Source organism: Actinocrinis sp. (assembly GCF_035946395.1).
Taxonomy (GTDB): domain Bacteria; phylum Actinomycetota; class Actinomycetes; order Streptomycetales; family Catenulisporaceae; genus Actinocrinis.
In genome coordinates this window covers 1-4883 of the sequence record NZ_DASYZI010000233.1, presented here as the reverse complement: position 1 = coordinate 4883, position 4883 = coordinate 1, and the positions used below count along the sequence as shown (strand labels likewise).

At 67.0% G+C, this 4883-nt stretch carries 4 protein-coding genes and 1 pseudogene; 1 reads left to right on the top strand and 4 read right to left on the bottom strand.

Features of this window, described 5'->3' with window-relative positions; genetic code table 11:
- Window positions 1-654 precede the first annotated feature (654 nt).
- From VGS97_RS14685 to VGS97_RS14675, 3 genes are all read right to left on the bottom strand, one after another.
- Complete coding sequence (locus VGS97_RS14685) at window positions 655-783, bottom strand: hypothetical protein (RefSeq protein WP_326854045.1); 129 nt, start codon at window positions 781-783, stop codon at window positions 655-657.
- A gap of 471 nt (window positions 784-1254) precedes the next feature.
- Window positions 1255-1452 (bottom strand): hypothetical protein, encoded by a 198-nt coding sequence (locus VGS97_RS14680; protein WP_326854043.1) that lies wholly within the window; start codon window positions 1450-1452, stop codon window positions 1255-1257.
- Window positions 1453-1530: 78 nt separating this feature from the next.
- Window positions 1531-2142 (bottom strand): hypothetical protein, encoded by a 612-nt coding sequence (locus tag VGS97_RS14675; protein WP_326854041.1) that lies wholly within the window; start codon window positions 2140-2142, stop codon window positions 1531-1533.
- Between VGS97_RS14675 and VGS97_RS14670 the strand changes: the two genes are divergently transcribed.
- Window positions 2120-4048, top strand: coding sequence for a PKD domain-containing protein (locus VGS97_RS14670; protein ID WP_326854040.1), 1929 nt, complete (start codon window positions 2120-2122; stop codon window positions 4046-4048). The two genes, VGS97_RS14675 and VGS97_RS14670, sit on opposite strands and share 23 nt — an antisense overlap.
- Here the strand turns inward: VGS97_RS14670 and VGS97_RS14665 are convergent.
- A pseudogene (locus VGS97_RS14665) lies at window positions 4033-4883 on the bottom strand (hypothetical protein); the annotation flags it as partial. The gene VGS97_RS14670 and the pseudogene VGS97_RS14665 sit on opposite strands and share 16 nt — an antisense overlap.

Genomic DNA, 4883 nt, shown 5'->3' with positions numbered 1-4883 from the left:
TGTCGTGTCCTGCCCGGGATGCGGCGCCAGCGTCGACTCGAAGCCTCAGGCGCAAGCCTCGCCTTTGGGCGTCCAGACGCACCAGACGGCCGGGGGCCGACAGGATCCCCTGGTGATGCCGGCTCTCGCGAACCATGGCGCGGGCGCGCGGGCCGCGGCGTGGGTGCGAACCGACCTCGGCCACAGCCACGTCAGCGACAGAGCCCGCACGCAGCCCGAGCCACGCTCCGTAATCTACGGCGGCACCGCCTCCGCCAAGTCCGAATTCGTCCCGCACGGCGGTTCCGCCGCAGGTGCTGCGGGCCGCCACCGCAACCGCCATGCCCACCGGCGCCACTCGCTCATGCGCAGAGTCACCACGACCGGTGGCTTCGCGGGGATCGCCGTCATCGGTTCTATCGCCCTAAGCAACCTCTCCACGATCAACCGCGACAGCGCCGCCCCAACCGGCTCTGTCGCAATCGCATCCACGCTGGCGCAGCCCGGCAGCCATAACGCGACGACGAACCCTGGCACGTTGCCCACAACGCAGACGTCGGCGTCGCCCAAGCCCAGCGGCATATCCAGCTCAGCCGTAGCGAGCCGCAGTTCCGCGGCGATACCAACGGTGCAAAGCTCGTCCCCAACGCCGCAGAACTCCTCCGAGACATCTCATTACACGCCGCGCCACGCCTTGCAGCCGATGACGTCCTCCACATCCGCAGGCGCACAGTCCTCGCCGGCAGCGACGCAGTCGACAACCCCGCCCTCCTCCGCACCCGCATCGGCGTCCCCATCATCCACGCCTACCTCCCCACCCCCGACACAGAGCAGCGGCGGCAGGATCTGCGTCCTCATCCTCTGCCTCTGATCGCCATCAAGGCACCGACCAGACGCCCGCGCCTCAACGGCTCCGCACCCTGCTAGCCCGACGCACACACGCTGTCGCCGCCGACTCTGCCTCGCCGCTTTTGCCGTAGGTTGTGGGTTCCAGTCCCACGCGCTCCGCTCCCTGACCTCGGCGGCTTTGAGGGCCCAAGTATCGGCGCCGGGGCCGTCGAATAGATCTCCAAGCAGCTGCGGATGCCCCTTTTGGCGCAATGCCAATGCGGCTGTTCCCTGGGGGAGGTCAGTTGAGGGCGGGTGGACGCCCCTCGACACCCAGGGAATCGCTGGACTCTGCTTCACGCCCACGGGCCGTAGCGCACTCGTTACGACAACCCGCTTATTCGCGCTCCGCCGACCCAGTAGGCTTAGCCCGCCACGCCTGTGCAGTCATTTCAGAGAAAGCCGGGGGATGCACCACCACCGCCTCGTCATGTCCGGCGTCGCGATAGCGGCCGGAACCATCCTCGGATCGCCCGCAGCTTTCGCTGATACGTCACACGCTGCTTCGGGCAGCGCTTTCGCCTCGCCGTCCACGGCATCCGCCGCGCTGGCAACGGCATCGTCGCCCGAGTTGAAGTCGTTCACCAGCGCATCCAGCGGCATCCTTCACCATGGGTCGCCCCTTGCCGCGATTTCGCCGCGCACCGGCTCCGGCACGACGATCTACGTGCTGATGGCCGGTAGCTGCGACACCGAGACCGGGAACGGAACCCAGGCGAACCCGTACTGTTCTCTGCAGGACGGCGTCAGCGCGGCGTCCGCGGGTGACACCGTCTCGGTCGCCGGCAACAGTTTCGACCAGAATTTCAGCCATCCCGGCTCAGTGACGGTGAAAACCTTAGGGATCTCCATCGTCGGCGTCGGCACGCGTACGGTGCTGTTCGGGCAACCCGCGCTGATTTTCGATGACGTGAGCAACGTGACCGTCTCCCACCTGAACATCGAAACCAGCTCGATGAGCGCATCCGACGTCCAGGTCATCGGCTCGACCGGCATCACCCTCGATTCCGACGCAATTGACTCCCAGATGTACGGGGTGTCGGCCGGCTCCGTCTCCATCGACGGCGCGTCGAGCGGGATCACGGTCAGCCGGACCGCCTTCACGACCGGCTCATGGTCGGGCGGCGCCGTAGGCGTCGTCGCGGCCTCGGGTGCAAGCGACGTAACCATCGCATCCGACATCTTCGCCGTGTTCAGCGGCGGCACCGTGAAGGCCACCGGCGTAAACGGCCTGAACATCACCGGGAACACGATGGAGCGTTCCTGTGCTGCCACGATCGCGGTTCTCGGAGCGTCGACCGGCGTGTACGCGGAGAACAACCTGATCGAGGATGTCCCGCTCACATACGGTGGTTTTGCGGACTGCACGAAGTTCTCGCTCGGCTGGGACGCCGACATGAAGATCGCACCGCAGTCCGCCGCGAACACGACGACCGACTACAACGACTTCTACACGCAGAGCTCGGACACGACGGCGCCCTACAACTGGAACGGCACCGTCTACCCGACGCTCACCGCGTTCCAGCAGGCCACCGCGCAGGGCGCACACGACCTGAACGATCCGGTCGAGCCGCTGCCTGTCCCGGTCGGCCTCTTCACGGTTTCCGTCAGCGCACGGCTTGAGGTCGGCGCGGCCGCCATCGGCTCGGCCAACACACACGCGCCAGGTGCGCTCCCGACCGACTTCGGGGGCAACTCGCCCTACATCGACCGCGGTGCCCTCGCCTTCGTGAACGATCACCTGACCGCCGCTTTGACGGTCACAGACACCTCGGCGCTGAGCGTCCGCGCCGATGCCTCAGCCTCCAGGGGAGACCAGCCGATCCAGCAGTACTCCTACGACTGGGGCGACGGCAGTAGCACGGGAGGCTTTGGCGCGATCACAGCAGCGCACTCCTATGCCCGGCTCGGGACATATACGGTCACAGTCACGGTCATGGACCAGCTTGAGGAGTACGTCAGCACGAGCGTCTCAGCGACTACGGCAGGCTCGGACTACACCGCGTACGGCCCGGTGCGCATCCTCGATACCCGCAAGGGCATCGGGACCGGTGGCACCGTGGCGAAGGTCGGCGCGGGCTCCGTGCTGAAGCTTCAGGTCACCGGGGCCGGGACGCAGGGCGACACCATCCCGTCCGGGATCACCGCGGTTGTGCTGAACCTGACCGTCACGGGTCCGGCCTCGGGCGGCTACCTGACCGCGTACCCGAACGAAGACCCGTCCGGTGCGGTGCTGAGCAGGCCGGCGTCGAGCAATGTGAACTTCAGGACCGGCCAAACCGTGCCGAATCTGGCGATCGTGCCGGTCGGCCGGGACGGGATCGTCGACCTCTACAACGGCTCGGCCGGCGGGACGGACGTGGTCGCCGACGTGACCGGGTACTTCACCCAGTCCCCAGCCAGCGGGTACACCTCGCTGGCACCGGACCGGCTCGTGGACACGCGAAAGGGCACCGGCGCCGCGAAGGCTCAGGTCCCCGGGAACGGCTCGATCGCGGTGAAGATCGCGGGTGCGGATGGCGGCCTGCTGCCTGCCGGAGCGAGCGCGGTGGCCCTGAATGTCACCGCGGTCAACGCTAGGGCAGGTGGCTACCTGACTGTCTACCCCGACGGCGGCAACCGCCCGACCGCGTCGAACCTGAACTTCGTCGCCGGTCGGGTCATTGCGAACGCGGTGATCGTGCCGGTGGGTTCCGACGGCGAGATCGATGTGTTCAACGGGAGCGGCGGCGGCACGGACGTGCTGGTCGACGTCGTCGGCTACTACAGTTCTACGGGCGCGAGCGCGTACTTGCCGATCGCGCCGGTCCGCGTGCTGGACACGCGCACCACCGGCGCCGGCCCGCTGCCGCCTGGCGACTACATCTTCCTGTACAGCCAGTCGAGCGTGAATGACCCTGGTATTACGTCGTTCGTTCTCAACACCACGGTGACGAATACGAAGGGATCGGGTTACGAGACGGTTGCCCCTGATCCGAACACCCTCAACGCCTATGAGAGCGGCACGGAGGTCTGGCCGACTCCGCCCACAGTCTCCACATTGAACTGGAGCCAGGGCCAGGTGGTGCCGAACCTGGTGCAGGCGGGCGCCGGGCAGAACGGCATCATCGACGTCTGGAACCGCAGCGGCGGCAACATCGACCTCGTGGTCGACCAGTTCGGCTTCTACCAAGCCGACTGACCGCCTGGCCGAGACACCGTTTCGGCTGTCCGTGAGCGGGCCGCCCTGCCCCTGCTGGCCGGAAACAACCCGAGCGCCCTGCCATCCCCAAGCACCGATGGCAGGGCGCTCGGGCGTCTCAGCGTCAGTCGTTGTAGTAGTCGTATACGTCCACGATCAACTGGGTGTAGCCGCACTGCCGTTGTATGAGGTCGAACTCGCTGAACACGAACGTCGCTCCCAGCCTGACGGTAACGGCGTTCTGTGTCGTCCGGCCCGTGGTGAAGTTCAGCACGGAAGCGGTGGGAGTCCCGACGTTCGCCGGGATACACGGTGATACAGCCTTCGGCTGTCGGCAGGGTGATCGTGACGTTCGCGGCGGTGGCCATCGTCGCTGACCCGTCGGTGGGAGCGGGGACGGGGATGGCAACGCCCTCCAATAACCCGCCGACGTCCAGGTCGGTTTGGAATCCGGGTCCTGATTTCTTGATCGTGTCGAAGCCTCCATACACCTCGTCCTGCCCGGTGCGGGTGGCGAGGTAGCGGGTCGGGGTGATCGGGACGAACTTCGCGCCTGAGCCGGCGGTGAAGTACCCGGGGATGTCCACGACCAGGTTCGCCGCGCCCGCGCCGACGTTTGCGGTGTCGTCGTAGCCGTCGGCGCCGACCCGCACCACGGCCTCGTTGGCGAGCATCCGGCCGGCCGGGTAGTTGAGGTTCGAGACCGTCGGCGCGTTCTCGCCGTCCGGATATGCGGTCAGGTAGCCGCCGCCGGTGGCGTTCACGACGGTCAGGTTGAGCATCGCCGCACTGATGCCGGGAAATGCGGCACCGAGGTTCAGCCGCACGTTGCCGC